Raw genomic sequence first — 26,005 nt, forward strand, 5'->3', positions numbered from 1 at the left:
ACGTTCCGTCATCTGCGCTTGCGCCGCAGAACCCTCGCCCCGTGCCAGCGGCAGACGTTGAGCGCGAAGTGGAGGTCGAAGGCGTTGGCGTCGAGGTCGAGCTGGTAGTGGTCGACGGCCCGCTGGACCCGGTAGTGCACGGTGTTGCGGTGGACCGTCAACTCGTCCGCGGTGGCGGCGTAGCTGCGGTTGGTGGCGAGGAAGACGCGCAGCGTCTCGCGGAGGACTTCGCGGCGGGGGTCGTCGACGGCGAGGTCACCGAGGGTGTCGGAGACGAAGTCGGCCAGTTCGCGGGGCTCGTCGACCAGGAGGGCGACGGGGGCCACACGGGCGAACGCCACCACGCGGGGGCCGCTGGTCCCCGCGGAGAGGGCGAGTGCCTTGGCGCGGGCGGCGGCGCGGGTGCTGCGGCGGAAGCCGTCGAGCCCTGGGCGGACGGTGCCGAGGGCGACCCGCACCGGCAGCGCGGCGTCGGACAGTTCGGCGGCGACCCTGTCGGGGTCAAGAGGGCAGTCGGGCCTGACGGCAAGCCAGATCCGGGCGTCGGCCTCGTCCGTGTGGACCAGCAGAGGGCGACCTTGGGCGTGCAGCACGGTGGACAGCAGCGAGGCCAGCCGGTCGAAGACGGCGGTGGGGTCGGTGGCCGCGGTGGTGCCGTAGAGCCAGCCCTCGACGGCCACATGGCTGCCGGACAGTCGGTGGTCGAGGGCGGCCTCTGCCTGCCGCAGGTCGACCCGGGGATTGTCGAGGAGCTGGCTGACCCAGTACTGGCGCAGCATGCCGCGGCTGCTCACCCAGCGTTCGCGCTCCTCCTCGTACACCCGGCCGATCTGGTCGCAGACGCGGTCCAGATAGGCCGAGGTGAGGCTGACGAGGGTGATGACAGTGGCGGCCGGGTCCGGCAGCCCCAGCCGGACCGCCTCGCCGAGGACCAGGTCAAGGCTCTGCGCATGGCCGAGCCGGTAGGCCCGCAGCAGGGCCGAGAGCGGAACGTCGCGCTGCGCGAGCCGGCGCGCGTAGGAGACGGCCGAAGCGGGCGCGTCGACGGTCTGCGGGTCGATGCGGTTGCTGATCATGTGCACGGCGGTGACGATGTTCTCGGTGATGCTGGCTTCCAGCAGACCGCGCAGTGGTTCGTCGTGCTCCAGTTCGGCGATCTCCGCAGTGGTGCTGGCGACCAGCTTGGCGATGAGCTCGTCCCGGCGCTCCTGTATCACCTGTGCCGCGAGGACGACCGGGTCCGGTGCCCCGTCCGCCGGCCGTTCCACGGGGCCGTTCACCGGGCCAGGTACCGCAGCGCCGAGCGGGCGGCGTTCGCACCGCACATGCCGTGCGTCCCGGCGCCGGGCGGGGTGGCCGCCGAGCACAGGTACACGCCGGGGATGCCGGTGCTGTAGGGGTCGAGGGCCACCCGGGGGCGCAGCGCGAGCTGCGTCTCGGTGTTGGCCCCGCCGATGATGTCGCCCCCCACGTAGTTGGGGTTGTACCGGGACATCTCCACGGCCGAGCGGACGGCGATGCCCACGATGCGCTCCCGGAAACCGGGGGCGAACCGCTCGATCTGGCCGAGCACGGCCTCGGTGGCATCCCCCGTGTAGCCATGCGGTACGTGCGCGTAGGCATAGACCGGGTGGACGTCCCCTGCCGAGCGGCCCGGGTCGGCGAGGTACTGCTGGGAGAGCAGGACGAACGGTCGCTCGGGCATGTCACCCCGGCTGGTCTGCTGCTCGGTGCGGACGACCTCTGCCAGAGTGCCGCCGAGGTGCACGGTGCCGGCCTGGCGGCAGGACTCGTTGGTCCACGGCACCCCGCCGGCCACGGCCAGGTCCACCTTGAACGCCGCCGGCCCATGGCGCCAGCGCAGATAGGCGCGCCGGACGCGCGCCGGCAGTGCCGGACCGCAGATGCCGACGGCAGCGCGCGGGGCGACGTCGAGCATCACGGTTCGGGCAGGCGGGAGTTCGGCCAGCGAGCGCACGTGCACGCCGGTCTCGATGGTGCCGCCGAGCTCCCGCAGCAGCGCGGCGAGCGCGTCGGCGATCACCCGGGAGCCGCCGCGGGCGACGGGCCAGCCGTAACGGTGCCCGGCGGCGATGAACATCAGTCCGAGCGACGCGGTCAGTGGGCGCGTCAGCGGATGGAAGGCGTGCGCCGCCGCCCCCGCGAACAGCGCCCGGGCCTCCTCACCGCGCCAGCGCCGAGCCACTACCGTGGCCGGCTGCAGCGCCCGCATCCCGAACCGGCCGAGGCGGACGGGATGCGCCGGCAGGTGCACCACCGGCCGCAGGACGTCCTCGAGCAGGGCGTCGAAGTCGTCGGTCAGCGGCGCGAACAGCCGCTCCCAGGCCGGGCCGTCCGCGCCGAGCCCCCGCGCGGTCCGCTCGACGGAGCGGACCAGCACCCCGGCCCGCCCGCCGTCCAGCGGGTGGGCCAGGTCGACCTCTGGCCAGGCCCATTCGACGCCGTACCGCTCCAGGCCCAGGGTCCGCAGGAACGGCGAGCCGACTCCGAGCGGGTGTACCGCGGAGCAGTGGTCGTGCAGGAGCCCGGGTAGGGTCAGCTCGCTGCTCCTCGTGCCGCCGCCGATCTCGTCGGCGGCTTCCAGGACGGTCACCTTCACCCCCCGCTGGGCCAGGGCGACGGCGGCGGCCAGCCCGTTCGGGCCGGCCCCCACCACGATCGCGTCACTCATGCGCGGCCGCCACCTCGGTCGCCGGTCGCGGACGCGCGAGGGGCTCGACGGGAATCGCGGGCGTCTCGTCGTCGAGCCAGGGCTGCCGGACCACCATCTCCCGTACGTTCACATAGCCCTCCTCGATCAGGCCGCTCGCCGCGTCCACGATGCGGTAGTGCTGGCGCTGGCGGTGCGTCGGCTGCGACTCGAGCAGGACGACGCGCAGATCGCCCGGCGCGAAGCCGCACCGCTGCTGTACGGCGGCCACCAGCTGCTCGTCGTGCAGATGGCCGTCGCCGAAGTTCCAGCCGAGGACCGCTCCCGCCACCGTCTCACCGTCCCGCACATCGTAGGACTCCACGTCGTCCACGGCCCGCGGCAGCAGTCCGGCCAGCGCACGGCCGTGGCTGTGCATCGCCCGCCAGGCCAGTCCCTGGTGCAGCACCAGCTCGGCGGCCTCGGCGCCGTACAGGCGGGTGAGCTGGTCGACCGGCAGCCCGGAGGCCTTGACGATGTGCTCGTTGAGCCGGTGCTCGGTGCCCTTGCGGAAGCACCAGAGGCTGGTGGCCCAGTTGCCGGCGTAGTAACGCATCGAGGGGAGGAACGACACCAGGTCGGGGCGGAGATGCCCGAGCACCGGCACCACCACCAGGCTCAGCACCAGCACCACGGCCAGCAGCGGGGAGTGCACGGCGAAGGCGCCGACCGCCGCGTCATGGCCGAAGAGGACGAGTGCCGAGTAGATGAAGAAGACGTTCCACTCCAGCGGCACCCCCATCGGGAAGGTCGACATGATGTGCAGATGGAAGACGACCATCACGGCCAGGGCGATGGTGGTGACGGTTCCGCCGTGGGAGAGCACCAGGACCAGCGGCACCACGTACTCGATGACCGTGCCACCGTGCGCGGCCGCGGCGGCGAGAGCGGACGGCCTGAGATCGTCGGGGTAGTGACGGTACAGTCGGCGCTTGAACCAGGCCGGGCGCAGCGGGCTGTTGCTGATCATCACCGCCACCACGAACGGGAAGTGGCGGTTGAGCTTGGAGGACGCCGCGCCCCACCACAGGGCGAGCATGACCAGTTTCAGCGCGGCGGTCATGTCGCCCACCGGGAACAGGAAGACCAGCAGCGTCAGTCCGTAGTGCTCCGCGCGGGCGGCAAGGAAGACGGTCTTGTCGCGCAGTCCGAGCAGCGCGAGCAGCACCGCGAGCACGGCGACGCGCCACGGAGCCAGCACACCGGCCGTGTCCCCGTCGCCCGGTGAGCACAGCAGCCACGCCGCCGCTCCCAGTACCGCGGCGTACAGGACCACGTCGGTCACCGTGCGCCGGGTCCCCCCGGTGAACGGAATCCGGCCGGGCCAGGGGGGCAGCCGCACGGTGCCGGGGCGCAGCCAGTGCAGGAAGGCGCCCACCGGCGGCATGAAGTGTGAGCTGAGCGGGCCCGAGCCGCAACCGAGGCCCAGCACCTCCCACAGCACTGTCCACACGACGAGCTTCTGATAGACGATCGGGTCCGCCCACCAGGAACCGACGTGCGTGATGCCGCCGACGCCTGGAGTCGCGGAGACGACCGCCACGCCGCCGAGCGCGTACGCGGTGATCTTCACCAGGTACAGCAGGTGCACGATCCGGGGGGTGCCGAAGCCGTGCATGACCCAGTGCTCGGCCAACGGCCTGATGCGCTGCTGGTAGGGGCGGCTGCGCCACTGCTGTATGTCGACGTCAGCCGTGTCCGGTGCGAGGAATCCCATGACTGCCCTTCCGTTTCTGTTCAGCCGGCCGTGGTGACCGCGGCGGTCCTGGCCCGCAGCGCGGGCTTGTCCGTCTTGCCGACGGGATTCCTCGGCAGTCGGTCGACGAGGGTGATCTCGGTGGGCACCTTGAACCGTGCCAGCCGGGCCCGGCAGTGTCCGAGCAGGTCGGTGGCGGTGGCCGCCGCGCCCGTGCGCAGTGCCACGAAGGCCACCGGTACTTCGCCGAGCCGCGGGTCGGCGGAGCCCACCACGGCGGCTTCGAGCACGTCGGGGTGGTCGCCGAGGACGGTCTCGACCTCCTTGGGGTAGATGTTCTCGCCCCCTCGGATGATCATGTCCTTGATGCGGTCGACCAGCACCAGGTAGCCGTCCTCGTCGAAGCGGCCGACATCGCCCGTGTGCAGCCAGCCGTCGACCACGGTGCGGGCGGTCTCCTCCGGGCGGCCCAGGTAGCCGCGCATCACGTTGGGGCCGCGCACCACCACCTCACCGGTCGCGCCCGCCGGCAGGATCCGGCCCTGTGGATCCATCACGGCGACCTGCTGGCCAGGGAGCGGCCGTCCGACCGTGCCGGGCTTGCGCGGGCCGTCCAGCGGGTTGGTGGTGGAGGCGCAGGTGCCCTCGGAGAGGCCGTAGCCCTCCAGGATCGGGATGCCGTAACGGCGCTCGAACCTCGCGATGAGCGCGGGTGGCATCGGGGCCGCCCCGCAGGCGGCGAACCGCACCGACGAGGTGTCGGGCGGTACGCCGTCCGGCAGTTCGGCCAGCATCGAATAGATCGCCGGGACTGCGGAGAAGCAGGTCGGGCGGACCGAGGCGACCAGGTGGAAGAAGGTCTCGGCCCGGAATCGCCCGGCCACCGTGACCCGTCCGCCGGCCAGCAGGGGGGACAGCACGCCGACCACGATGCCGTTGACGTGGAAGAGCGGCAGGATCAGCAGGCTGTGGTCGGTCTCGGAGAGCCGGGCGGTCTCGATCATCATCCGCGCCATGGCCGCGAGGTTGGCGTGGTCGAGCATCACGCCCTTGGGACGCCCGGTGCTGCCGCTGGTGTAGATCAGCAGGGCGAGCGCGTCCGCGTCCGTCTGCGGTGCGGCCTCGTCTTCCGGCCCGGCGCCCAACTGGGTCACCGTCACCGCCCCGGCGAGCGGCGACGGCTCGGCGGTGACGACCACCGCGGCACCCGCGTCGCCGAGTTGGTACCGCACCTCGCTCTCGGTGAGGGCCGGGTTGACCGGGGTCACTGTCGCGCCGAGACGCCAGGCGGCGAAGAGCGCGACGACGAAGTCCGCCGTGTTGGGCAGCAGCAGTGCCACCACGTCCCCGCGTCCGACGCCCCGCGCCCGCAGGGCCGCCGCGGCCCGGCGCACCCGGCAGGCGAACGCCGTATTGTCCAGAATTCCCGTATCGTCAGCGATGCAGGGACCACCCGCGTCCCGCCGGGCTCGCAGATCTGGCAGTTCCGCGATATGCATGTCGGCTCCTCGAAATACGTCGACGCGGTCGGGCGGACGCAGTGCGCGTCCCGACGGGGGACGGATGTCCGGTACGTGAGGAGAGACGGTACGAATCCGCGGCCCTCGCGGCCCATGGGCGCGGGTGACGACGCTCGGGGCGGCCTTTGTGCGCGGCGCACGAAGCCGGGTGCCACGCGGCACCGTTGCGCGCCGGCCACCACGGCGCACCGGGCCGGGGCGGCGCCCGCGCATGGGTCCGCGCCGGCCCCGAGGCACGCTTCACTCGGGGCCGGCGCGGGGTCGATGGGAACCGCGGTCAGACGAAGGCGCTTTCGCCGGTGACCGCCTTGCCGACGATGAGGGTGTTCATCTCGCGGGTGCCTTCGAACGAGTAGATCGCCTCGGCGTCGGCGAAGAACCGGGCGATGTCGTAGTCGAGCACGATGCCGTTGCCACCGAAGATCTCCCGGCACCACGCCACCACCTCACGCATCCGCGAGGTGACGTACGCCTTCGCCAGCGAGGAGTGCTCGTCGCGGAAGACGCCGGCGTCCTGCAGCCGCGCGAGCTGGACCAGCATGCCCCAGCAGGCGGTGATGTTGCCGAGGCTCCTGACCAGCAGGTCCTGCACCATCTGGAACCGTGCGATCGGGCGGCCGAACTGCCGGCGTTCCTTGGCGTAGTCGAGGGCCAGCTCGTAGGCGCCGATCATCACGCCGAGGGCCTGCCAGGCGACCCCGCTGCGGGTGGCGCGGAGGATCTCCGCCACGTCACGGAAGGAGTTGATCCGCTGCAGCCGGTTGGCCTCGGGCACCTTGACGTCGGTCAGGGTGATCTCGGCGTTCTCCACGATCCGGAACGCGATCTTGTTCTCGATCTTCACCGGGGAGAAGCCCGGGGTGCCCTTCTCCACCACGAAGCCCTTGATCCTGTCGTCCGCCTCGTCGCGGGCCCAGACCACCACCAGGTCGGCGAAAGTCGCGTTGCCGATCCACCGCTTGGCGCCGTTGAGCACCCAGTTCTCACCGTCCCAGCGGGCCGTGGTGCGCATGCCCCCGGCCACGTCGGAACCGCCGAGCGGCTCGGTCATCGCGAAGGCGCCGATGGTCTCCAGCGCGGCCATCGAGGGCAGCCAGCGGTCCCGCTGTTCCTGGTCGCCACCGCGGTAGATGCTGTACATCGACAGGCCGCTGTGCACGCCGAAGAAGGTGGCGCTGGAGGCGTCGGTGCGGGTGTACTCCATCGAGAGCATGCCGACCAGCAGATTGCTCCCGGCCGGCAAGGGGTCGCCGTATCCCTCGTAGGGGACGCCGGCGAGTCCGAGCTCGCGGAACTTGCCGATGAGCTCGCGGGGGAACTCCCCCTTGGCCCAGTACTCGTTGACCAGCGGCTTGACCTCGGTGCGCATGAACGACCGGGCGCGCAGCAGCAGTTCGCGCTCGTGCGGTGGCAGCAGCGACTCGAAGTCGTAGAAGTCCGCGGCCCGCTCGTCGGCGGAAGCCTTCCCGGATGCCTTCTCGGATGCCTTCTGGGATGTCTCGGGCAGCAGGGCGGTCATGACCGGGTCTCCTTCTCCGGGCGGTTGGCGCTGTCCCGGGCGGACAGCACGGCGATCTGCTTGGCGTCGCGCTCCTGACTGAGGTCGGCGTAGGAACGGGAGCCGTAGGCGTCCTCGACGGCCGCGACAAGCCGTTCGGTCTGCTCGGGGCTCTGCTCCGGGCGGCCGAGCGAGTCCCACATCCTCTGCATCGACACGCCGATGTGCTCGGCCATGTGGCGGTAGCCGCCGGGGCCGCCGCCGAGGTGCGCGCCCAGGAACGGCCCCACCGTCGCCCAGCGCAGACCGAGCGAGTTCACCATCACGGTGTCCAGCTCCGCCGGGCTGACCACGCCCTGCTCGACCAGGTAGATCGCCTCCCGGTTGAGGGCGTTCTGCAGGCGGTTGCCGACGAAGCCGGGGATCTCCTTGCGTTCCACCACCGGGACCCGGCCGACGAAGCGGTAGAAGTCCACGGCCCGCGCCACGCTCTCCTGCGAGGTGCGCTCCCCCGGCACCACCTCCACCAGCGGCACCAGGTGCGGTGGGTTGAAGGGGTGGCCGATCAGGATCCGGCCGGCGTCCTCGATGGTGTCGGTGAACGCCGTGGCGGGGATGGCCGAGGACGAGCTGAGCAGCAGCGCGTGCGCGGGGGCCGCGCCGACCAGGGTGGTGAACAACTCCCGCTTGAAGTCGGCGTTCTCCGGCCCGTTCTCCTGGACGATGTCGGCGTCGCGCACCGCGTCGGCCAGATCGTCGGCGATGTGCACCCGCTCGGCGAGGCCATGCACGTCCAGACCCTGCGCGGTCAGCTGCCCGGCCGCCCGGTCGAGCGCCTCGGCGACCGCCTCGGCCAGGTCCGGCCGCGGGTCGGTGACGCGTACCCGCATGCCGTGGCCGGCGAAGAGCGCGGCCCAGGACAGGCCGATCGTTCCGGCGCCGACCACCGCGGCGGTGGTGAATGACTCGGTCATCACATGTCTTCCTTCTGCTCTTCCGTCTGCGTCCGTGGCCTGTTCACCGCACGGAGTGGGCGGGTTGGGCCAGGTAGTCGTGGACGGGCTTGACCGCTGCCAGGGTCAGGTCGGTCAGGATGTGGCTGGCGGAGACGATCTCGCGCACCGGCAGATCGGCCAGCGGTGCCAGCACGTGCTCGAAGAGCTGCAGCCGGGCGGGGCCGGTCCAGGCGCCCTTCACCGTGATGTCGGTGATCTCGGTGCGCACCAACTGCGCGACCTGCGGCGCCCCGTCGAAGCCGGGTACCAGCTTCAGCATGTACGTCGGCACACCGACCTGGGCCACGGCCTCCTCGATGGACAACTCGTAGTGCTTGTAGCCCATCGTGGCAGCCGCCACCCGCAGCGTGCCGACGTCGAGGACACCGACCAGCGCTCCGTTGTCGACGTAGAGGGCGGGCGATCCGGCTGTCTTGGGATAGGCACTGGCCTCGCGGCCGGACGTGATGGCCGGAAGGTTGTCCAGGTACATCGCGTGCAGATACTCGCCGCGCTCTCCCTCGTAGCGGACCTGGATCGCCTGGCCGGCCTCGGTGTACGGTCCGTACCCGCTGACGTCGCCCATGCGCATGACCTCGAAGCGCACCAGCGGCTCGTCGATTTCGAGGGGTTCCGGCACCACCGCGCGCAGCGCCTCCGGGTCGGTGCGGTAGACGATGTTGAGGTACTCGCGGTTGGTGAAGCGCGGCACGACCGGCGGGTAGGCCGGGTTGGCGAGCGGCGTCGCGATGTGCCGGGGTATGTCGTGCTGATGCATGGTGTGTCCCCCTCGGGTCCTACCGGCCCTGCCAGACCGGGGTGCGGCGCTCGGTGAAGGCGGTCATGCCCTCGCGTACGTCGGCGGAGGCTGCGAGCCGCGCCATCTGCCGCCCCTGCACGGCGAACGCCTCCTCCTCCGGCCCGCCGTCGGCGGCCCTGACGAGCTCCTTGACGGCGGCCAGAGCCAGCGGGGCGTTCTGCGCGATCCGCTCGGCCAGCTGCAGTGCGGTGGCGACCGTCTCCCCGGCCGGGACCACACGGTTGGCGATGCCGAGCTGACCGGCCCGCCCGCCGGAGACCGGCTCACCGGTCAGCAGCAGTTCCATCGCCAGGTGGTACGGGATGCGCTTGGGCAGCCGGATCACTCCGCCGCCCGCCGCGATCAGCCCGCGGCTTACCTCCGGGAGGCCGAACCGGGCGTCGTCCGCGGCGACGATCAGATCGCAGCCCAGGGCGAGTTCGAAACCGCCTCCCATCGCCCAGCCCTCGACGGCCGCGATCAGCGGCTTGGTCGTCCGGGCCTGGGTCAGACCGCCGAAGCCGCGCCCCGGGATCTCGGGCGATTCACCGGCCAGCGCGGCCTTGAGGTCCATCCCGGCGCTGAACGTGCCGCCGGCGCCGGTGAGCACGCCGACCCGCAGGCCGGGGTCCGCCTCCAGTTGGTCGAGGGCCGTGGACAGTCCGGCGGCGACGGCCGCGTTGACCGCGTTGCGCGCCTTCGGCCGGTCGATGGTGATGAGCAGTGCGGAACCGATGGTCTCGGTCCGCACCTCGGTGGTGCTGTGCATGGTGTGCGTCCTTGCTTGACGGCCGGTCAGCGGCCGGCGGTGAGTTCCTGGAAGACCTCATCGGTGTGCTGGCCGGGCAGCGGGGCGAGCCGGCGGACCGAACACGGAGTGGCGGAGAACCGCACCGGGATGCCGACCGACCGGATGGCGCCCTCGCTGGGGTGGTCCACCACGTCGAGCAGCCGGCCGCCGCGCACGTACGGATCCTCGGCGGCCCGGTCGAGTTCGAGCACGGGCGCCATCGGGATGCTGAGCTCGGCGCAGACCCGCTCCCACTCCTCGGTGGTCAGGCTCGGCGAGCACTCCTCCACCAGCTCCATCAGCGCGTCGACGTCGTCATCGGCGATGGACTCGCCGTTGACACGCGGGTCCGCGGCGAGATCGGCACGGCCGGCGGCGAGGAAGAAGTCCCGGAAGTTGTGCGGGTTGTACGGCATGACGCAGGCGAGGCCGTCCTTGGTGGGCACTGCGCGGTGTCCCCTCTTCATCGACAGCGGGAACCCGGTGGGCCCCTCCGGTGGTTCGAAGACATGGCCGGCCAGATGCTCGACGAGGTTGAACGCGATGAGCGTGTCGGTCATCGGGATCTCGATGTACTGGCCGGCACTGGTGCGGGCACGGTGGACCAGCGCGGCGAGCACCGAGTAGACGATGGTCAGCGCGCAGACCTTGTCGCCGATGATCGTCGGCAGGTACGCCGGCGTGCCCAGCGCCCGGTTGGTCACGTCCACCAGGCCGGAGGCGGCCTGCACGGTCTCGTCGTAGGCCGCGTTGCCGGCCCGGTCGGAGTCGCTGCGGAATCCCTGGGCGTGGGCGTAGACCAGGCCGGGGTTGCGGGCGGCGACGTCCGCGTGGGCGAGGCCGAGGCGCGCGAGCGCGCCCGGACGCATGTTGGTGACCAGCACGTCGGCGCTGTCGATCAGTCCGAGGGCCCGGGCGCGGTCGGCGTCGGCCTTGAGATTCAACGTCACGCTGCGCTTGTTGCGGTTGACGTTGAGGTTGAGCGGGGTCATGCCGGGCGTGGTGCGGTACGGACCCACCCGGACCGTGTCGGACGGGGACTCGATCTTGATGACGTCGGCGCCGAGGTCGCCCAGTATCTGCGCCGCGTAGGGCCCCATCACCACCGTAGACAGATCGATCACCCGCACGCCGTCCAGCGGACCTGTGGTTCGGGCGGCCGTGATGTCCATCATCACTCCTTTTCACGCAGTAATTTCACGTCGAATGTTTCCACCGACGACGTTATGCGTGAACGGACTTGAAGGGAATGATCAACTGGCGAACAATGGTATGACCACAGCGGTCACACCGGGCCGGAGTTCCACGGAAAAGGGGAATCCGAAAACCGGTCAGACGGTGCTGGCCTCGTTGAAGATCCGGCGGGCCCGGACAGCGACCTCACTCAGGTCCCCACCGGCGTTGGCCCGATCGGCGCGGAACAACAGGCCGGTGGTCAGGGTGGGTTGGAAGTCATCGACGGGCAGCACGGCCACGTTGTCCAACCGGTACAGGTGCATGGGACTCTCCGGCGAGAGCATGGTCATCGAAAACGCGATACCGGAAGAGATCAGTTCCGAGCTTCCGGAATAGTCCGCCATTTTGATGCGAATTCGCTTCTTCACGCCGACCGAATGAAGACGGGCATCGATTTCCTCGAAATAGGCCGGGGTGGCGTCGTTCGGCGTGGCCACATACGACAGGTCGACCAGCTCCTCCAGGGTCACGGACGCCCGCCCCGCGAACCGGTCGGCCGGCACCGCGGCACCCAGCACCTCGTGCATCACCTCGATGATCTCCAGCGCCGGGTCGGAGACCGGCAGCCGGGCCAACGCCAACGCCAGCCTTCCGTCATGCACCGCGTCCGCCAGGTCCGCCGACGTGCCGGGCCAGCGCTTGAGTTCGCACACCTCCCGGCAGGCGTCCTCCAGCAGCCGGACCCGCTCCCGCAGCAGCGGATGCACTCCTGCGGGCATCCCTATGAACAGCCTTTCCAGCCGCGGGCGCACCGCCTCGCTCAGCCGCCACGGGATCGAGTTGACCTGCTCGAGGACGTCCCGCGCCATCGGCAGCAGCGCGGCGCCCGCCGGGGTCAGATCGACGCGGTGGGTGGTGCGCTCGAAGAGTTCGTGACCGAGTTCGCGTTCCAGATCCTTGATCCGCTGGCTCAGCGGAGAGGCCGCCATGTGCAGTCTGCGCGCCGCCTGCGAGAAGTTGAGCTCCTCGGCCACGGCGACGAAGTAACGCAGGTGCAGCATGTCCACGCCCGTCACCCTACCTATGACGGAGCCCGCGGCTGCCGGGGGCGGGGCGACGGCCGTCGCCGCGACGGTACCGGGTCCCCGAACCCGCTGTCACCCGTCGGCCGGGCCGCGCCGAGGGCCGCAACAGCGCGCCGACGCGCCGTGTGGTCGCGACACCGACGGCCGTCCGCAGGTGGGCGACGTCGGCCCGGGTGTCCGCGCATCGGCGGCGCCGAGCAGGCACCGCACGCCGCGGTCCGCGTTCCGGAACGGCCCGTCACATCAGGCTCGACGGCACGATTCCGTAGCGGCGCATCTTGCGGTACATCGTGGCGCGGGAGATCCCGAGGTCCTGCGCGGTCCGCTGGACGTTGGAGTTGCGGTCCATCAACCCACGCAGAATGGCGTCGCGTTCCAGCGCCTCGATGGTGGTGAGGACCTTGTTCGAGACACCCGGCACTCCGGCGGCAGATCCTCCGCGCGGATCACCCGGCCCGAAGGCCGCCGCGCCAGGCCCCGGATCACCGACTCCAACTGCCGGACGTTCTCCGGCCAGGGGCATCGCTGCAGCACGGTCAGCGCATCCGGGGAGAACCCGCTCTCACCGCTCGGCCGGTACCTGCGCAGGAAGAACCGCGCCAGGTGCTCGATGTCGCCATACCGATGACGCAGGGCCGGCACCTCCACCGAGGCGCCGCAGAGCTGGTCGAGCCGGTCGTCGGCGCCGACCATCGACGGCTGGCTGGTGATGACCAGTTGCCCGGTGGCGCTGCCGTCCAGCCGCACCAGCAGGCTCGTCAGCCGCTGCCGCAGCTGGTCGCCCAACAGGTGGACATCGCTCAGGACGAGCACGTTGGTCGGCACGACGAGCAGCTCTCCGATGTCGTGCAGCCAGCGCTCGGTGACGGCCGGGGCATTCGACAGCGGCGCCTCCGCCGTCTCCAGCCGACGTCCGGTGCCGTGGGCCCGGTGCAGGGCCTCGACCAGTGTCTTCTTGCCGACGCCGGCTTCGCCCAGGAGATGAAGCCATGTCCCGGCGGCGAACGCCGTCTCGCTGTCAGCGACCGCGCGCAGCCAGTGCGGAGACGAGCCCACCAGTCCAAGGTTGGAGTGGGCGGGCGCGGCGGAAACGGCAGGCGCGGGCTGTGGCCGCCCGATCAGCCGGACTCGGAAGACGGCGCCCGCGTCGCTGTCCTCGCGCCGGCAACGACCGACCCTGAGTTCGGTGACCCGTCCCGAGGGCAGGGCGATGCTGCGGGTGCCCTCCAGCCGGGGATGCTCGGCGATCTCACGGGCGTGGTCGAGCAGCGCATAGTGATCCGGCCCGGTCACGGCGGTACCGAGCTGCTCGTTCATCATGACGACATCGCGGTTGAGGGCCAGCACGGGTCCCGGGCACGCCGAGGAGCACGCCTCCATGTAGTCCTGGAAAAGAGCCCGCTCGCGCCGCGAGGTGATCGCCGCGACCTCGGCCTCGATCTGGGCCGCGACCGAGCGGGCGAAGGCCATCAGCATGCCGTCGGAGCCCTGACGGATGGGGGTGAGGTTGAAGGCTCCCCTTACGCGGACGGTCGGCTGGTACTCCGGTCGTAGCAACCGTCGGCCATGGCCGCGCCCCGGCTCGTCCCACCGCGGCGCGTCCGGTGTCGCGGGTCCCTATACCGGCGTCGGCGGGCAGAGCTCGTACGATCGTGTCGCCATGAGTCCTGGTGGCGCGGCCGGAAGGCAAAGCCCCGTCCTGCCCGTGGACCGCCTCGCCGTCCCTGCCCGCGCCGTAACGCACCGCCTGTTTGATGCAGGACGCACAGACATCAGCGAAGGAATTCCATGATCTTCATTACCGCCAAGTTCCGAGTCCGTCCCGAACACGCGGACCGCTGGCCCGAGATCACCGCCGACTTCACCCAGGCCACACGCGCCGAACCCGGCTGCCTCTGGTTCGACTGGTCGCGCAGCGTCGCGGAGCCGACCGAGTACGTCCTGGTCGAGGCCTTCCGTGACGACGAGTCCGGAGCCGCACATGTGCAGTCCGCGCACTTCAAGGCGGCGCAGCAGACGCTGCCGCCCCATCTGGTCGAGACGCCGCGCATCGTGAACGCCACCGTTCCGCAGGACGACTGGTCGCTCCTTGGGGAGATGGCGGTCCCCGGACAGGAGTGACTCTCAGGCGTCAGGGAGCAGTGCGCCGACGCTATGACCGCTGCGGCTCCCCGCTCCGTCCGCTTCGGTAGCGGGGGGCGCGGCAGCGCGAGTGCGGTCCACGCTGACCGCGTCCCCAGGGGGCGCCGTTGCCTTCGACAGCCCCGAACACGGCCACACCGGGGAAGACGCCTCCCCCAGCATCCGCCGCCTGCTGAGCCACGTCGGCCCTGGGTGACATCACAGCCCTGGCAGGCCGCGGCGGCGAGGGCCGAGCCCAGACGCACCGCTCCGGCCATCCAACGGAAACGGGCTGCAGCCCAGAGGGAGCGCGTGGCACGCCTCCGGCTGACGTCATGTCAGGCCAGTCCTGCGGAACCGCTCTGAGAGCCCCTGAGGCAGCCGTGTGCGCCGTGTCACGCACTCCAGAGCGGTCTAAGTTGTCTGCATCACGGCGGGAATATCCCTTTAGCGTCCATGCTCGAAACGGACACCGACTCCCGAAGTGGCGCTTACCGGCATCCTCTTGGGCGCGAAGTCCCACAGTGACCCATGACACAGCACTCGTGACGCCCCCTGTTTCGTCTGTACGTCGAGGGGCACGCGGCATCTTCAATTGCGGACAGTCGCGGCTCACGCGTTGCTCTGATCGGCTGCGGCTCCGAATGCTTCCGCGGTGCCCTCGGCATGCTCGGAAGCGTCGTCGACAAAGCTGTACGGCGGCAGCGGGCCGTTGACGCGGAGCTCCAGGTGTGGGTGGTGCCGGCGGAGCTGGTCGACCGCGGTAAAGAACCGCTCTGCTGAGCCGACCTCGACCAGGAAGGAGAGATTGGCCAGCCAGCCGGTGCTCGGCGGTCCGGCACTGACCGCCACGGCCGTCGGGCCCAGTTCCCGCTGAAGCAGCTCGGCATCTGCTGCTTCACGTGCCTTGAGCGCGGCGGCGATCATCTCTCCGAGGCGGACCTTGTCCTCGTGCGAGCCTCCGCCGGCCTGTCGGTTCGCTTCCGCCAGGGAGCGGATCTCGTCGTTGTCCGCCACCACCAGCCGCAGCACGGCGTCTTCGTCGTGATGGGCTTTGAGGTTGTACTCCGTCTTACCGTCCAGCGCCCGCAGTCGCTCCAACAGGTGATCCGCACGTTCGGCCAGCACGGTGGCAACTGTCGCGTCGTCCGGTGAGATGCTTGCGAACCGTATCGGCAGGACCACGCCACCTTCCCCGACCGCGTCCAGGACACGCTGGTGGGCGAGCAGGTCACGCCGCTTGGGCCGCAGCTCCTCGGGGGCGTCACTGACGAGCGCGGCCAGCTCACCCTGGCGCACGACACGTACCTGCCGCGGCGGATCGCCGACGCCGTCCACGTCCACGGAAAGCGAGGGGCTCGAGGCGTGGGTGATCCCATAGACGTAGGTACTCATCGCTCTTCGTCCCGCTGGCGCACGGACCGCGTTCCCTGCCTCTGGCGCCCCTCGTCACGGGCTTGCTGGAAGGCCTCGGAGATCGTCTCAGCGGCCCCGGACAACGCTCCCTTGGTCTTGCCGTGAGCGCCGGATTCGGTGAGCTTTCCCGTGAGCTCGGTCAGCCCGGCCGGCTTGCGCGGGCCCGCCTCCAGGTCGAGGCGGTTGCACGCCTCCGCAAACCTCAGATAGGTGTCGACGCTGGCCACCACGACCCGGATATCGATCTTGAGTATCTCGATGCCGACCAGAGAGACCCGTACGAACGCATCGATCACCAGCCCCCGGTCGAGAATGAGCTCCAGCACGTCATAGAGACCACTGGAACCGCCACCGCCGCCCTGCTGCGTTGCCACCGTCATCACGACCAGCCCCTCGCCAAGCTTCGAAATTCCGCCCGCGAGTGCCTCGCCACCCCACGCCTAAGCTCCCGACACGGGAGCGCTGTGCGCATTCCACAGGTCACCAGAGGCTTCAGCCGCGGACGACTTCCGGTTGCGAGTAGCCCCCGGCCTTCGAGGGCAAACATATGCACGAGCGAAGCCGTCCGGGCTCGTCCGCAGTCGCTGAACGACGCCGATGCGTCTCAACATCGCCATCGAGCCCTCCGGAGGCCTCATCGACCTCATCGCCCCCAACGTCGCAGACCTCCGCCCTTCGCCGGCGAAGATCAGCGCATCAAAGGCCTCGGGAATCTTCGACCAACAGCACAAACTCAAGCCCGGTCAGAGAACTCGCTGGGCCGATCCTCAGCCTGGGTGAACTGCACGGCAGCACTGGCCCCGTCATGCCTCAGTTCAGTGGCAAGCCATGTGAGGTGAGCGGCTACAGCGGCGGGCGGCCGGAGATGGCGCCGCCGGGGTCGTCGGCGAGGGCGAGGCGGGCGGTGATGCGCTTGCCGACCGGCTCGCGCTGGACTTCGAAGCCCTGGGCGACGGCCATCACGATCTCCAGGCCATGCTGGCCGACCCGGCCGGCGTCCCCGGTCCGGGCCATGGGCAGGCTCGGGTCGGAGTCCCACACCACGACCTCGACCAGGTCGCCGACGATGCGCAGATCCAGCAGCACCGGGCCGGGGGCGTACTTACGGGCATTCGTGACCAGCTCGCTGACCACGAGCTGCGTGAGCTCCATGGCACGCTGCGAGACGGGCAGGCCGTGTTCGGCCTGGACACGGGTGAGAAAACCGGCGGCCAGGTGGCGCGCCTGCGCGATGACCGCGCCGTCCCCGTCCAGGGCGAGTGTGGTCTGTATGGCCCGCTCGCCCGGGGTGGTTCCGTCCTCGCCCACAGGCGTCGATTCCATCCAAGCCACCTTCGCTACCCCGTTCACGCCTCGCGCCTACCCGCGCCTGCGTGATCGACGCATGAAAGGATGCTGCCAGCTCCGTCACACTTTCACCACGCCCGGGGTCAGCCGGTGACCGCGGGGCAGCGATTTGAAGCAACAGCCTGATGTGCCAGGATCACCGACATGGGTGAGGAAGAAGTGCCAGGTAGCGAACACGTGGTGCAGCCGGGTCAGCTGTCCGTCACAGCCTCCACCGCCGGCGGCATCCAGGTACTGACCCTGGCCGGGGAGATCGACCACCACACCGGCGACACACTCCGCCAGGCCCTCGACCCGACCGTCACGCCCAGCCCCCGCGTCGTGGTGGACATGCGGCAGGTGACCTTCATGGACTCCAGCGGCATCAACATCCTCATCACCGCCCACCAGGCACTCACACAGGCCGGCGGCTGGCTGCGCCTGGCAAGCGTCGGGCACGCCGTGATGCGCACCCTGCAACTCGTCGGCATCGACACACTCATCGACACCCACGAAACCCTCGACCAAGCGCTCACCGACTAAAGAACTGCGTCGCGCTCAGCGCGTAGAGATCCAGTAAACCCCAGTCGGCTGCCGCCCAGCAGGCGCAGCAGTCAGGGCGAGCGGCCGTGGCCGCTGTTTCGACCACCTCGGGACCGGGCCGAAGTGGCGGTCGATCTGCCGTCGGGCGCGCTCGCGCACGGGTTATGGGCGGTGATCCATGATCCCCAGCTTGGCAGAGGCAGGTGGCCCTCGATGGCGGCCGCCGCGCGGCGGCCGGCCGCAGCTTCGACCGCTCACCCCCGCGTTCAATGCCCACAAACACGGCACGCTGTGCCTTGGCCGCCCGGTATGCAGCATCGAACCGGTCGGTGGCGTCCGGGATCAGATGGCCAGGGCAGGGGGATGGGCAGCTGCTGCATAACGGGCATCGTGCAAGAAATCAGCTTAATTCGGCACAAGCATCCTTGGGAGTGCGGACGTGAGGGCATCCCCCCAGGAGGGCGCCCACCCAAAACCCCCGTCTGCGTCACCAATGTCAGGCCGGGTTGTCCGTCCGGTCAGGACGGAAGATTTCCTCGATGGTCAGGCCGAAGACGTCGGCGATGGTGAACGCCAGAGGCAGGCTGGGATCGTGCCGCTCGGTTTCGATGGCGTTAATGGCCTGCCGGGAGACGTGGCACCGGTCGGCCAGGTCGGCCTGGCTCCACCGGCGAGCTGCACGCAGTTCGCGCAGTCGGTTCTTCACGATGCGCCCTTACCGGTGCAGGCGGGTGCGCAGGTCCGCGATCGTCAGCCAGATCGCCACGCCGCCGAGGAGGATCAACTGCGCGAGCTGATGGAGCTGGATGATGCCTGCGGCATCGAGCAGGGTGGCCACTTGCAGCCCCACGAGGACTGCCGCGAACGCGATGGCCATGCTCTCCAGCTGAATCCTGCGCAGGTATTCGTCCGCACGCCGGAATGCCCGCCACAGCGCCCAGGCGATCGCGAGGGTGAAGACGGTGGTGGTCGCGATCCACCAGGACTTCTGGGCGGCGCTCTGATGAGGGTTGCTGCCCAGCGCCAGGGCTATCACGCCCAAGGTGGACACGGGTATGCCGTCAATGAGCACAGCACGGCGGGCCGCGCGCGTCACCTGGTCCTGCTGTATCTGCTCAGCCATGCAATGAATGTAAGGTGTCCCTTCCATAGAGTCAATGGTACTTGACTCTATGGAAGGGACACCTTACATAGCGACCAGGCAGGCCCGGAGGTCCGACTTCACCCGGTGACCGGCTCACGGTTGAACGAGCCGTCCGCGTCCCAGCCGCTGTCCGTGATCACGACGATTCCCGCCCGTTCCCCTGGCCCGCAGTCCGGCGCTGCGCGGCACCAGTGCCCGCTCGACCGGCAGCGGACGGACCACAAGGACAATTCGATCGAGGGAGCGCAGTGCTGACGAAGACCTGCGCGGCCCCGTCAGCGCCAGTGTGCCGAGCGCGGCGACGGTGTCGGCCGCGAGCAGCTGCTCATGGGCTCCCCTCCAACAGCCGGCGCAGGAGTTGCTCGTCGTCGGGGCTGAGCTGGGCGACGAAGCGGGCCAGGACCGTCTCGCGGTCGTTGCCCCGGTCGAGTTCGCTGAGCATGCGCACGGCGGTCAGCCCGTGCGGGTCCTGCACGGGACGGTAGGCGTAGGCGCGGCCCTGCCGCTGCCGTTGCAGGGTGCCCTTGTCGCACAGGCGGGTCAGGATCGTCGTGACGGTCGTCCGGGCCAGGCCGGAGGCGAGTTCTGCCTGGACCTGGGCGGGCGTGAGCGGCGTGTGCGCGGCCCAGAGGGCGGCCATCACGGCGGCCTCCAGCTCGCCTGCGGGCCGGCGCTCGTTCTTGCCGTCGCTTCGTCGTTCGTCCTTTTGGGCGCTCATGGGAACGGTCCTTACCCCGCGATCGTCTACAGTGTCGTAGACCGTCTACGTGATTGTAGTCGGTCTGGATGCGGTGCCTCCTGTGGCCCGTGCGGAAAGGACTCATGCCGATGACCACACCCGTGGCTCTGTCGTCGCAGCTCGCGGTGAATCCGCTCAGTGCGCAGTCGCTACTGGCCGCCTTCGGTGTGCTGGGTGTCGGCGTGGTGATGTTCGCCGAGACGGGATTGCTGATCGGTTTCTTCCTGCCGGGCGACTCGCTGCTGTTCACGGCGGGCCTGCTGTGCACGGGCTCCGGGGAGCATGGCGTGAAGCTGTCCCTGGGGCCGCTGCTGGCCGCCGCGGCGATCGGCGCGCTGGCCGGGGCGCAGTGCGGCTATCTGATCGGCCGCCGGGCGGGCGGTGCCCTGCTGGCCCGCAGCCGTTCGGTGCGGCTGGGCGAGGGAGCGCAGAGGGCCGAGGAGCTGCTGGCGCGCTACGGGCACGCGAAGGCGATCGTGCTGGCGAGATTCGTCCCGGTGGTGCGCACGGTGCTCAATCCGCTCGCGGGTGCGCTCGGGGTGCCCGCCCGGGTGTTCACCCTCTGGCAGATGGTGGGCGGCCTGGTGTGGAGCATCGGCCTGACCCTGGCGGGGTACGCGCTGGGCTCCTCCATTCCCAACGTGGACCGTTATCTGCTGCCGCTGGTCGCACTGATCGTGGCGGTGTCCCTGATCCCGCTCGTTGCCGAGCTCTACCGCGGCCGCAAGAGCGCCAAGGCGAAGGAGGTGAGCGGATGATGCTCGCGTTCGTAGGGGCGTCGATCGACGGCTCCTCCTACCGGGATGTGGTGGATCTCGCCCAGCACTCACCGGGCTGGCTGGACACCACGATCAGAGTGTGGTCGGACTACGGTCTGGCGGTGTTCGCCGTGCTCATGATCCTCGTCTGGTGGCAGGCCCGGCGCGCGGGGGCCGCGACGGCGGTGGTGGCGCTGGCCGTGCCGGTGGTCGTGGTCCTGGCATACGTCGTGAACGACGTGCTCAAGACGTTCGTGCACGAGGACCGGCCCTGCCAGACCCTTCAGGTGCGCACCCTGGAAGCGTGCCCGGCGCACGGGGACTGGTCCTTCCCCAGCAACCACGCGGCGATCGCCGCCGCGGCCGCCGTGGCGCTGGTGTTCGTCTCGCGGCGACTGGGCGCGCTCGCCTGCCTGGCGGCGCTCGCGATGGCCGCGTCGCGCGTGTGGATCGGCGTGCACTATCCGCACGACGTGCTGGCCGGGCTGGTCACGGGCGGACTTGTCGCGCTCGTCGCGATCCTGCTGCTGCGACGCCGGTCGGAGGCGCTGGCCCGGCGGCTGACGGCGGCCGCTCCGCTGCGTCTGCTGCTGTCGGATTCATGAACAGCGAAGCCGACGGCCGGAGGGCGGCGTGGTCCGAGCGGCGCAGGGACGTCGCCGACCTCGCGGGGAGCATCGGCCTGGGTGCGTGGGCGGCGTTCACCGTCCTGACCTTCCTCGTCACCGGCCGGGGCGGCGCTCCGCTCTGGCTCGACGACAGGTTCCTGATACGGTCCGTCGGCCACCGCCCGGACGAGACCGTGGCGCTCGCCCGGGGCGTGACCGCCAGCGGCACCGGCGTCCTTCCCTACATTCTCGTCGCGCTGGCCGGCACGGTGGCGGGGCGCACACCACGGACCCGGCTGTTCGCCGCCGCCGTCGGTCTCGCCTGTCTCGGCCTGGGGCAGCTGCTGCGCTACGGCCTGATGGAGCTGGTGCACCGCTCCCGCCCGTCGCAGGCCGACTGGATGACGCACGCGAGTGGCTGGGCGTTCCCCTCCGGGCACACCACCACGGCCGCGCTGACCGCCGGAGTGCTCACCGTTGCCCTCACCCTGCGCGCCCCGCGCGGCGGCACCGCCCTGCGGATCGCCGTGTGCGGGTGGGCCCTGCTGGTCGGACTGAGCCGGGTCTACCTCGGTGTGCACTGGTTCACGGACGTCCTCGGGGGCTGGCTGTTCGCCGCCGGCTGGCTGGGGGTCTGCCTGTGCGTGGCCGCGCATCTGCTGCCCGCATCCTTCCTCACCGGCCCGGCCGACTCCCTTCATCCACCGACGGAGGACCATGCGCCCCAGGATTCTGGTCGTCGAGGACGATCACGCCCTGCGTGACGTGCTGCGCCGCGGCCTGTGGGACGAGGACTTCGAGCCCGTCCTCGCAGCCGACGGCGCGACCGCTCTGCGGCTGGCCACCAACGACGTAGTGGCGGCCGTGCTGGACGTCGGCCTGCCCGACGCGGACGGACGGGACGTGTGCCAGGCGATGCGCGCCAACGGCTTCGGCGCCCCCGTGATCTTCCTGACCGCGCGTCACCAGCTCACCGACCGCCTGTCCGGCTTCTCCGCCGGGGGCGACGACTATCTGTCCAAGCCCTTCCACCTCGCCGAACTCGTCGCGAGGCTCAAAGCCGCCCTCAAACGGGCCGCGCCAACGGCGGTGTCCTCGGCCGGTGACCTGCGGCTGGACGCCGTGGACCACACCGTGACCGTGTGCGATGCTCGCGTCGCCCTGTCCCCGACCGAGTTTCGCCTCCTGGCTACGCTGGCCGCTGCGGAGGGTAGCCTCGTGCGCCGACGTGAACTGGTGCGGGCCGGATGGCCCGAGGGCGCCCAGGTCAGCGACAACACCCTCGACCAGTACCTGAGCCGGCTGCGCCGCAAGCTGCGCGAGGCCGGCAGCAGCCTCACGATCGGTACCGCACGAGGAATCGGACACCGCCTGTCATGAACCGCGCCGCCCGTCTCCTCCGTGTCGTCCGCCGTCTTGCCCCGCGCACCCTGCGTGGCCGGCTCTCCCTTGTGGCCCTGACCACCGCCGCCCTGCTGATGACGATCCTCACGGTGGTGTTCAACGCCGTCATGGACCGGCACCTGCAGCATCAGGCTGACGACGAACTACGCAACCGGGCGGCAGCGGTCGCCACGACCATCGACACCACCGGCCCCCGGGTACGCGTCCTGGAAACCGCCAACGACGGGCTCCTCGACGCCAACGTCTGGATCTACGCGGGCACCCGCCTGCTGGAGCAGCCCCCGTCCGGTCCGGGCGACAGCCCCCTGACCCGGGCAGCCGACCAGCTGGCCCGGCAACCGCAGCCCTCCTGTGCGACCACGCAGGCTCAGAGCCACCAGCCCGTCCGGCTGTGCTCCCAGCCCATTCCCGGCCGCCACGCCACTGCCACCGTCGTCACCGCCCTGGACGTCGCCCCCTACCGCAGTTCGGCGGACACGCTGCTGCTGGGGTCGCTCGTCCTGGACGCCGTGATGCTCGGCTGCACCTACGTGCTGACCCGCCTGTCCGTGGGCCGGGCGCTGCGGCCGGTGCGCACGATGACCGACCAGGCCACGCAGTGGAGCGCCGTGGGCTCCTACGAGCGGTTCGGGACGGATGAACACCCGGCCGAACTCGCCCGCCTGGGTGCCACGCTGGACGCGCTCCTGGACCGCATCCGCACCGTCCTGCGCCACGAACAGCAGCTCACAGGAGAGCTGTCCCACGAACTGCGCACGCCGCTCGCCCGGATCATCATGGAACTCGACTGGTGGCGGGCCCGCCCCCGCACCGACGCCGAGACCCACGCCAGCCACCAGGTGATAGCCGACGCCGCGCAGTCCATGCGCACCATCTGCGACACCCTCCTGAAGGAGGCCCGCGAGAACGCGCTGAACCCGCATACCGCCCCCGGCACGACGGACGTCGTGCCTGTGATGCACCGTCTGATGAGGCGACTTGACCCACCGAGTCAAGTGACGACAGCGGTGGAGACGGAGGCGCCGGTGCTTCAGGCAGCAGTCACCCCCGCTCTCCTCGAACGCCTCCTCCACCCCGTGCTCACCAACGCCCTGCGCTACGCCCGTTCCCGCGTGACCGTGTCCGCGCGGCGGGTGTCCGGCACCCTGCGGATCGACGTGGTCGACGACGGCCCGGGGGTGCCGGAGGTGTTCGTGGGTGAGCTGTTCCAGCCCGGCCGGCGGGCCGACCCCGGCGACGGACACGACGGCGCGGGCCTGGGCCTGCCGCTCGCCCGTCGCCTGGCCCGCGCCGTCGGCGGCGAGGTGACCTACGACCTCGGGCACGCACCCGGAGCCAGGTTCACGGTGAGTCTGCCCACCGCATGAACGGACGCTGAGGGCCGGCGGGTCAGCCCGCGTGCGCGGGCGCCCGCTCCGGCTCGAGGACGTCCTTGCGTGTCGCACTCAGGTACACGACCAGACCGAGGATGACGGCCAGGAACAGGGCGCTGGTCACCACAGTGCCCAGGCCCAGGCCGCCGTCTCCGCCCGGCTGGGAGAGGTAGTCGCCGATCGAGGCGCCGAGGGGGCGGGTGAGGATGTAGGCGATCCAGAAGCTCCACACCGCGTCCAGGCCGAGGGCAAAGTGTGCGATGGCCACGGCGGCGATGGCGGCGGCGAACAGGACGGCGGAGAGCCAGTACCCGAGGTCCATGCGTTCGGACACGAGGTCGCCGGCGGCGGTGCCCAGAGCGAAGGTGAACAGCACCGCCAGCCAGTAGTAGGACTCGCGGCTGGTGGTGTCGATGTGGTGGACGGACAGCGTCCGCTCACGGCGATACCAGATCACGAACACAACCGCGAGGGCGATCGCGAACACCGCTGTACTCGTCTCCAGGGGCACGCCCATGTTGTCGGTGAGGTTGTCACTGATCAAGGTGCCGACGATGCTGATCAGGGCCACGGCGAGCCAGTACACGCCGGCCCGGTAGGCGCTCGTCCGGAACTGCACGACCAGGACCACCGCGAGCAGCGCGCTCATCAGCACGGACACTCCGGTCAGACCGAGACCGGCCTTCTCGTTGAGCAGGTCGGCCGCGGTCTCACCGACCGTGGTGCACAGCACCTTGATGATCCAGAAGTAGACGGTGACCTCGGGCACCTTGTTCCAGCGCAGGCTGTGCCGCGCCGATGCGCCAGGCCCGCCGCCCTCGGGAGCCGCGGCGGATTCGGATGTCTCATACGTCATGGTCAGCGACGGTGCCACCAAAGACCTGAACGCATCCTGACTGCCGCGTGCCACCACACGCACCACGCGGCGCGCACCAGCACCATGGACTCCATGAGCAACCAAACGGTTCTGCGCATACCGCTTCTTCTCCGCCCCTGCCGTCCGACGGAAGAAGCAACCCGAGAAGGCCACCGTGACCATCCGAGCTGCTGGCGAACCGCCGACTGACCGGGCAACGAGCTGGCTTCGGCAACGCCTCGGCCGCGCCGTCATTCTGGCCTACGCCGCAGCCCTGCTCCTGCCGCGACCCGGGCTGTGGCTGCGCCGACCCCACGCGCTACCCCTCGGTGATGCGGACACCCTTACACTGCCCACCGCGCAACTCCTGCTCTCCCTGGTCCTCTTCTCGGCGGGACTCCAGGTGCCCGTACGCGCTCTGGCAGCCCTCCTGCACCGCCCCCACGCCCTGCTGGCGGGACTCGTGCTGCACCTGGCGATCCCGCTGATGGCCATCCCCGCCGTCGCGTTGCTGCTGCGCCGAACCCCCGACACCGACGGCGGCAGCGGTCTGGTCACCGCCATGATCCTGATCGTGGCGATGCCCGTCGCCGCCGGAGCCACCGTATGGACCGGCAAGGGAGACGGCGATCAACCCACCATGGTCGGGCTCGTCCTCGCCTCCACCCTCCTCAGCCCGCTCACCATCCCCCTGGTGATCAAGGCGCTGGTCCCGCTTCTCAACGGCGACTACGCGGACACGCTCACCAGGGTCGAGCACACCACCCAAGGCGGCTTCGCCCTGGTCGGCGTGGTCCTGCCATGCACGGCCGGCATTGTGTGCCGCCTCGCCCTGCCCTCGCGCGGACACAGCCGCGTACTCGGCACAGTCACGCCGCTCGCCCTGGCCGCTTCACTCGTCCTGACCTACGTCAACGCCAGCGGAGCCCTCGACTCCTTCCTCACCCGACCACGCCCCCTGCTGCTCGCCGCCGCTCTGGCCGTGGCGACGCTGGTCTGCCTGCTGACCTTCACCCTCGGCCGCTGCGCCGCACACCTGCTGCGACTGGACGCCCCCGCGGCATCGTCACTCACGCTCGCCTGCGGCATGAACAACAGCAGCGCGAGCGCCGTCCTGATCACCACCACACTCCCCGACAAACCCCACCTGCTCCTACCGGTCCTCGCCTACGGGCTCCTTCAGAAGACAGCCGCCAACCGGGTCGTACGCCACAAACCCGGACGCTCCGCACGCCCACCACACCCTTGCGCACCCTGAGCTCGCGCAGTCAACGCCCCTCCCGTCGAGAAACCCCCAGGTCAGTGCCCCACCCGGCCCGATCGCTGCACCAGTGACAACCACCAGGCCATCATCGACGCCCATACCTGCCTCGTCGTCGCAGTCGGCACGCCCCTGCAGGGCAACCGCAACGACTCAAGGCGGAGGAGTCCGGGGCCAAGGACGCGGT

27 protein-coding genes and 1 pseudogene are annotated in these 26,005 nt (G+C 70.4%); 9 read left to right on the plus strand and 19 right to left on the minus strand.

Features of this window, described 5'->3' with window-relative positions:
- Positions 1 to 8: 8 nt before the first annotated feature.
- The 12 genes from AB0J12_RS34505 to AB0J12_RS34560 all read right to left on the minus strand — a co-directional run bounded on the left by AB0J12_RS34505 (position 9) and on the right by AB0J12_RS34560 (position 13,826).
- Positions 9 to 1,280, minus strand: coding sequence for a helix-turn-helix domain-containing protein (locus AB0J12_RS34505; protein WP_363268591.1), 1,272 nt, complete (start codon positions 1,278 to 1,280; stop codon positions 9 to 11).
- Positions 1,277 to 2,692 carry an NAD(P)/FAD-dependent oxidoreductase gene (locus AB0J12_RS34510; protein ID WP_363268592.1) on the minus strand — a complete coding sequence of 472 codons (1,416 nt, stop codon included), beginning with the start codon at positions 2,690 to 2,692 and terminating at the stop codon, positions 1,277 to 1,279. The genes AB0J12_RS34505 and AB0J12_RS34510 overlap by 4 nt, the downstream gene beginning before the upstream one ends.
- Positions 2,685 to 4,427 carry a DUF3556 domain-containing protein gene (locus AB0J12_RS34515; protein WP_363268594.1) on the minus strand — a complete coding sequence of 581 codons (1,743 nt, stop codon included), beginning with the start codon at positions 4,425 to 4,427 and terminating at the stop codon, positions 2,685 to 2,687. Before AB0J12_RS34515 ends, AB0J12_RS34510 begins: the two co-directional genes overlap by 8 nt.
- Positions 4,428 to 4,447: 20 nt before the next feature.
- Positions 4,448 to 5,905, minus strand: coding sequence for an AMP-binding protein (locus AB0J12_RS34520; RefSeq protein ID WP_363268595.1), 1,458 nt, complete (start codon positions 5,903 to 5,905; stop codon positions 4,448 to 4,450).
- Between the two features lie 298 nt (positions 5,906 to 6,203).
- Positions 6,204 to 7,445 (minus strand): acyl-CoA dehydrogenase family protein, encoded by a 1,242-nt coding sequence (locus AB0J12_RS34525; protein ID WP_363268596.1) that lies wholly within the window; start codon positions 7,443 to 7,445, stop codon positions 6,204 to 6,206.
- Positions 7,442 to 8,398 carry a 3-hydroxyacyl-CoA dehydrogenase NAD-binding domain-containing protein gene (locus tag AB0J12_RS34530; protein ID WP_363268597.1) on the minus strand — a complete coding sequence of 319 codons (957 nt, stop codon included), beginning with the start codon at positions 8,396 to 8,398 and terminating at the stop codon, positions 7,442 to 7,444. The genes AB0J12_RS34525 and AB0J12_RS34530 overlap by 4 nt, the downstream gene beginning before the upstream one ends.
- 43 nt (positions 8,399 to 8,441) lie before the next feature.
- Positions 8,442 to 9,197, minus strand: coding sequence for an acetoacetate decarboxylase (locus AB0J12_RS34535; protein ID WP_363268598.1), 756 nt, complete (start codon positions 9,195 to 9,197; stop codon positions 8,442 to 8,444).
- A gap of 19 nt (positions 9,198 to 9,216) precedes the next feature.
- Complete coding sequence (locus AB0J12_RS34540; RefSeq protein ID WP_363268599.1) at positions 9,217 to 9,987, minus strand: crotonase/enoyl-CoA hydratase family protein; 771 nt, start codon at positions 9,985 to 9,987, stop codon at positions 9,217 to 9,219.
- Between the two features lie 26 nt (positions 9,988 to 10,013).
- Positions 10,014 to 11,183 (minus strand): CoA transferase, encoded by a 1,170-nt coding sequence (locus AB0J12_RS34545; protein ID WP_363268600.1) that lies wholly within the window; start codon positions 11,181 to 11,183, stop codon positions 10,014 to 10,016.
- Positions 11,184 to 11,339: 156 nt separating this feature from the next.
- The gene (locus tag AB0J12_RS34550; protein ID WP_363268636.1) at positions 11,340 to 12,245 is read right to left on the minus strand and encodes a LysR family transcriptional regulator; all 906 of its coding nucleotides are present in this window, start codon (positions 12,243 to 12,245) and stop codon (positions 11,340 to 11,342) included.
- Between the two features lie 262 nt (positions 12,246 to 12,507).
- Positions 12,508 to 12,618, minus strand: coding sequence for a helix-turn-helix domain-containing protein (locus AB0J12_RS34555; RefSeq protein ID WP_363268601.1), 111 nt, complete (start codon positions 12,616 to 12,618; stop codon positions 12,508 to 12,510).
- Positions 12,618 to 13,826, minus strand: a complete 1,209-nt coding sequence (locus AB0J12_RS34560; RefSeq protein WP_363268602.1) for a hypothetical protein — start codon at positions 13,824 to 13,826, stop codon at positions 12,618 to 12,620. The genes AB0J12_RS34555 and AB0J12_RS34560 overlap by 1 nt, the downstream gene beginning before the upstream one ends.
- 231 nt (positions 13,827 to 14,057) lie before the next feature.
- On the opposite strand from AB0J12_RS34560, the gene AB0J12_RS34565 reads away from it, so the two are divergent.
- Positions 14,058 to 14,390, plus strand: a complete 333-nt coding sequence (locus AB0J12_RS34565) for a putative quinol monooxygenase (RefSeq protein ID WP_363268603.1) — start codon at positions 14,058 to 14,060, stop codon at positions 14,388 to 14,390.
- A gap of 612 nt (positions 14,391 to 15,002) precedes the next feature.
- Here the strand turns inward: AB0J12_RS34565 and AB0J12_RS34570 are convergent.
- The 3 genes from AB0J12_RS34570 to AB0J12_RS34580 form a co-directional block, all read right to left on the minus strand.
- Positions 15,003 to 15,785 (minus strand): GvpL/GvpF family gas vesicle protein, encoded by a 783-nt coding sequence (locus tag AB0J12_RS34570; RefSeq protein WP_363268604.1) that lies wholly within the window; start codon positions 15,783 to 15,785, stop codon positions 15,003 to 15,005.
- The gene (locus AB0J12_RS34575) at positions 15,782 to 16,186 is read right to left on the minus strand and encodes a gas vesicle structural protein GvpA (protein ID WP_363268637.1); all 405 of its coding nucleotides are present in this window, start codon (positions 16,184 to 16,186) and stop codon (positions 15,782 to 15,784) included. The genes AB0J12_RS34570 and AB0J12_RS34575 overlap by 4 nt, the downstream gene beginning before the upstream one ends.
- Before the next feature lie 463 nt (positions 16,187 to 16,649).
- A complete protein-coding gene (locus AB0J12_RS34580; RefSeq protein ID WP_363268605.1) occupies positions 16,650 to 17,129 on the minus strand; it encodes an ATP-binding protein in 480 nt (159 codons plus the stop codon).
- Between the two features lie 168 nt (positions 17,130 to 17,297).
- Between AB0J12_RS34580 and AB0J12_RS34585 the strand changes: the two genes are divergently transcribed.
- On the plus strand, positions 17,298 to 17,675 hold the full coding sequence (locus tag AB0J12_RS34585; RefSeq protein ID WP_363268607.1) for an STAS domain-containing protein: 378 nt from the start codon (positions 17,298 to 17,300) through the stop codon (positions 17,673 to 17,675).
- A gap of 496 nt (positions 17,676 to 18,171) precedes the next feature.
- Here the strand turns inward: AB0J12_RS34585 and AB0J12_RS34590 are convergent, their stop codons facing one another.
- From AB0J12_RS34590 to AB0J12_RS34600, 3 genes are all read right to left on the minus strand, one after another.
- A complete protein-coding gene (locus AB0J12_RS34590; protein WP_363268608.1) occupies positions 18,172 to 18,381 on the minus strand; it encodes a helix-turn-helix transcriptional regulator in 210 nt (69 codons plus the stop codon).
- Positions 18,382 to 18,390: 9 nt separating this feature from the next.
- A complete protein-coding gene (locus AB0J12_RS34595) occupies positions 18,391 to 18,798 on the minus strand; it encodes a hypothetical protein (RefSeq protein WP_363268609.1) in 408 nt (135 codons plus the stop codon).
- A 346-nt stretch (positions 18,799 to 19,144) separates the two neighbouring features.
- Positions 19,145 to 19,537 carry a BlaI/MecI/CopY family transcriptional regulator gene (locus AB0J12_RS34600; RefSeq protein ID WP_363268610.1) on the minus strand — a complete coding sequence of 131 codons (393 nt, stop codon included), beginning with the start codon at positions 19,535 to 19,537 and terminating at the stop codon, positions 19,145 to 19,147.
- 110 nt (positions 19,538 to 19,647) lie between these two features.
- On the opposite strand from AB0J12_RS34600, the gene AB0J12_RS34605 reads away from it, so the two are divergent.
- Genes AB0J12_RS34605 through AB0J12_RS34625 form a run of 5 tightly spaced genes read left to right on the plus strand, consistent with a single transcriptional unit; the run spans position 19,648 to position 23,695 of the window.
- Positions 19,648 to 20,316 carry a DedA family protein gene (locus AB0J12_RS34605; protein WP_363268612.1) on the plus strand — a complete coding sequence of 223 codons (669 nt, stop codon included), beginning with the start codon at positions 19,648 to 19,650 and terminating at the stop codon, positions 20,314 to 20,316.
- Positions 20,313 to 20,921 carry a phosphatase PAP2 family protein gene (locus tag AB0J12_RS34610; RefSeq protein ID WP_363268613.1) on the plus strand — a complete coding sequence of 203 codons (609 nt, stop codon included), beginning with the start codon at positions 20,313 to 20,315 and terminating at the stop codon, positions 20,919 to 20,921. The genes AB0J12_RS34605 and AB0J12_RS34610 overlap by 4 nt, the downstream gene beginning before the upstream one ends.
- Entirely contained in the window at positions 20,918 to 21,688 is a 771-nt protein-coding gene (locus AB0J12_RS34615) for a phosphatase PAP2 family protein (RefSeq protein ID WP_363268614.1), read from the plus strand. The genes AB0J12_RS34610 and AB0J12_RS34615 overlap by 4 nt, the downstream gene beginning before the upstream one ends.
- Positions 21,642 to 22,304 carry a response regulator transcription factor gene (locus tag AB0J12_RS34620; RefSeq protein WP_363268615.1) on the plus strand — a complete coding sequence of 221 codons (663 nt, stop codon included), beginning with the start codon at positions 21,642 to 21,644 and terminating at the stop codon, positions 22,302 to 22,304. Before AB0J12_RS34615 ends, AB0J12_RS34620 begins: the two co-directional genes overlap by 47 nt.
- Entirely contained in the window at positions 22,301 to 23,695 is a 1,395-nt protein-coding gene (locus tag AB0J12_RS34625; protein ID WP_363268616.1) for a HAMP domain-containing sensor histidine kinase, read from the plus strand. The genes AB0J12_RS34620 and AB0J12_RS34625 overlap by 4 nt, the downstream gene beginning before the upstream one ends.
- A gap of 22 nt (positions 23,696 to 23,717) precedes the next feature.
- On the opposite strand, the gene AB0J12_RS34630 is transcribed toward AB0J12_RS34625, so the two are convergent.
- Positions 23,718 to 24,557, minus strand: coding sequence for a hypothetical protein (locus AB0J12_RS34630; protein WP_363268618.1), 840 nt, complete (start codon positions 24,555 to 24,557; stop codon positions 23,718 to 23,720).
- 175 nt (positions 24,558 to 24,732) lie between these two features.
- Here AB0J12_RS34630 and AB0J12_RS34635 point away from each other — a divergent pair, with 175 nt between their 5' ends.
- A complete protein-coding gene (locus AB0J12_RS34635; protein WP_363268619.1) occupies positions 24,733 to 25,815 on the plus strand; it encodes a sodium-dependent transporter in 1,083 nt (360 codons plus the stop codon).
- Positions 25,816 to 25,887: 72 nt separating this feature from the next.
- Positions 25,888 to 25,983 (plus strand): annotated as a pseudogene (locus tag AB0J12_RS34640) (IS5/IS1182 family transposase); the annotation flags it as partial.
- Between the last annotated feature and the right edge of the window lie 22 nt (positions 25,984 to 26,005).

The organism is Streptomyces sp. NPDC049915 (assembly GCF_040656475.1).
Classification (GTDB): domain Bacteria; phylum Actinomycetota; class Actinomycetes; order Streptomycetales; family Streptomycetaceae; genus Streptomyces.

Coding starts and splice junctions, on each gene's coding strand:
- AB0J12_RS34510 (WP_363268592.1), bottom strand. CDS start 2,692: ATGAGTGACGCGATCGTGGTGGGGGCCGGCCCGAACGGGCTGGCCGCC.
- AB0J12_RS34515 (WP_363268594.1), bottom strand. CDS start 4,427: ATGGGATTCCTCGCACCGGACACGGCTGACGTCGACATACAGCAGTGG.
- AB0J12_RS34520 (WP_363268595.1), bottom strand. CDS start 5,905: ATGCATATCGCGGAACTGCCAGATCTGCGAGCCCGGCGGGACGCGGGT.
- AB0J12_RS34525 (WP_363268596.1), bottom strand. CDS start 7,445: ATGACCGCCCTGCTGCCCGAGACATCCCAGAAGGCATCCGAGAAGGCA.
- AB0J12_RS34530 (WP_363268597.1), bottom strand. CDS start 8,398: ATGACCGAGTCATTCACCACCGCCGCGGTGGTCGGCGCCGGAACGATC.
- AB0J12_RS34535 (WP_363268598.1), bottom strand. CDS start 9,197: ATGCATCAGCACGACATACCCCGGCACATCGCGACGCCGCTCGCCAAC.
- AB0J12_RS34540 (WP_363268599.1), bottom strand. CDS start 9,987: ATGCACAGCACCACCGAGGTGCGGACCGAGACCATCGGTTCCGCACTG.
- AB0J12_RS34545 (WP_363268600.1), bottom strand. CDS start 11,183: ATGATGGACATCACGGCCGCCCGAACCACAGGTCCGCTGGACGGCGTG.
- AB0J12_RS34550 (WP_363268636.1), bottom strand. CDS start 12,245: ATGCTGCACCTGCGTTACTTCGTCGCCGTGGCCGAGGAGCTCAACTTC.
- AB0J12_RS34555 (WP_363268601.1), bottom strand. CDS start 12,618: ATGGACCGCAACTCCAACGTCCAGCGGACCGCGCAGGACCTCGGGATC.
- AB0J12_RS34565 (WP_363268603.1), top strand. CDS start 14,058: ATGATCTTCATTACCGCCAAGTTCCGAGTCCGTCCCGAACACGCGGAC.
- AB0J12_RS34570 (WP_363268604.1), bottom strand. CDS start 15,785: ATGAGTACCTACGTCTATGGGATCACCCACGCCTCGAGCCCCTCGCTT.
- AB0J12_RS34575 (WP_363268637.1), bottom strand. CDS start 16,186: ATGACGGTGGCAACGCAGCAGGGCGGCGGTGGCGGTTCCAGTGGTCTC.
- AB0J12_RS34580 (WP_363268605.1), bottom strand. CDS start 17,129: ATGGAATCGACGCCTGTGGGCGAGGACGGAACCACCCCGGGCGAGCGG.
- AB0J12_RS34585 (WP_363268607.1), top strand. CDS start 17,298: ATGGGTGAGGAAGAAGTGCCAGGTAGCGAACACGTGGTGCAGCCGGGT.
- AB0J12_RS34595 (WP_363268609.1), bottom strand. CDS start 18,798: ATGGCTGAGCAGATACAGCAGGACCAGGTGACGCGCGCGGCCCGCCGT.
- AB0J12_RS34600 (WP_363268610.1), bottom strand. CDS start 19,537: ATGAGCGCCCAAAAGGACGAACGACGAAGCGACGGCAAGAACGAGCGC.
- AB0J12_RS34605 (WP_363268612.1), top strand. CDS start 19,648: ATGACCACACCCGTGGCTCTGTCGTCGCAGCTCGCGGTGAATCCGCTC.
- AB0J12_RS34610 (WP_363268613.1), top strand. CDS start 20,313: ATGATGCTCGCGTTCGTAGGGGCGTCGATCGACGGCTCCTCCTACCGG.
- AB0J12_RS34615 (WP_363268614.1), top strand. CDS start 20,918: ATGAACAGCGAAGCCGACGGCCGGAGGGCGGCGTGGTCCGAGCGGCGC.
- AB0J12_RS34620 (WP_363268615.1), top strand. CDS start 21,642: ATGCGCCCCAGGATTCTGGTCGTCGAGGACGATCACGCCCTGCGTGAC.
- AB0J12_RS34625 (WP_363268616.1), top strand. CDS start 22,301: ATGAACCGCGCCGCCCGTCTCCTCCGTGTCGTCCGCCGTCTTGCCCCG.
- AB0J12_RS34630 (WP_363268618.1), bottom strand. CDS start 24,557: ATGACGTATGAGACATCCGAATCCGCCGCGGCTCCCGAGGGCGGCGGG.